The following is a 1,054-nucleotide window of genomic DNA, read 5'->3' as shown; positions in this document are numbered from 1 at the left end:
TCTTTCCGATAACGCTTTTTTGCCAGTAATTGCGCCACAATTCGGACACTCCTGGGAAGTTCCGTTTTTATCGACTTTAAGATAATATTTTCCCCGTTTCCAAGCGACAAACGGTAGTATCTCGTTAATAAAACTACCGATGCCCGAATCCAGAGATTGTTTTCTAACGATCCCTCTAGACCAGGAAATGAAGTTAATATCTTCGACAAAGATATTATCAGCAAGATCACCAAGATCATGAGCTAGTTTAAAGTGCCAATCTCTGCGAGTATTAGACACTTTTTCGTGTAATCTCGCTATCTTATCTTGGAGTTTCAACCAATTGTTCGAGCCTTTGACTTGATGTTTCAAGCGTCTTTGTAGCAATTTAAGCTGACTCTGTACTTTTAACAAAAATCGAGGGGCTTTGATTAAATCTCCCCGTGAAGTAGCGACAAAACTCTCAATCCCCGCGTCAATTCCTAAACAGGTTTTCCCAACTGTCATATCGGGAACTAATTCCGTAGATTGGAAGGAAACCGAAACGTAAAATCCCGACGCTTTTTGGATAATTCGAGCTTGTTTAGGCTCGAACCAGGGCGGGTACTTTCTGGATTTCCTAATCCGAATTTTTCCCAATTGTGGAAAATTTAAGTATTCGTCACCTAGAAAGCTTTTTGAGAGCGCGGGGAAAACAAAACTTCGCATCTTTTTCTTAAATCTAGGAAAGCCGAAGCCTTTCGATTTTATCTGGTCAAAAGCTTTATCTACAGTTTTTAAGACTTGCTGTAAGACTTGAGCGTTAATCGTCTTTAATATCGGGTAAACTTTTTTAGCTTCCGTTATATTTTTAGCTTGAACGAAGTAATTTGGATAGGGTTCATCCGCAGGAATTATGTACTCGGAAACTAACGAACAGCGGTCCGCAAGACACTTTCGAGAGTTTAACCAATCTTTCCGTTCTGAAAGAGCGTAATTATAAACGCTTTTGCAAACATCAAGAATGTGGATTATCTCCTGTTCCTGTTGTCTGTTTACCTTTAGTTTGTACTGGTAGGTAAGCGTTATCACTGTC

Annotated in this window: 1 protein-coding gene; it reads right to left on the bottom strand. The window is 39.7% G+C overall.

What is annotated here, in order from left to right:
- Positions 1 to 1,050: RNA-guided endonuclease InsQ/TnpB family protein (locus tag ACE1AQ_RS15625; RefSeq protein WP_374808736.1), on the bottom strand; the 1,050-nt coding region annotated here is incomplete at its 3' end.
- Positions 1,051 to 1,054: the final 4 nt, after the last annotated feature.

Source organism: Microcystis sp. BLCC-F209, from assembly GCF_041928595.1.
In the GTDB taxonomy this organism is placed as follows: domain Bacteria; phylum Cyanobacteriota; class Cyanobacteriia; order Cyanobacteriales; family Microcystaceae; genus Microcystis.
Note: the sequence above shows the minus strand (reverse complement) of the source record. Positions and strands in the feature narration are given on the sequence as shown.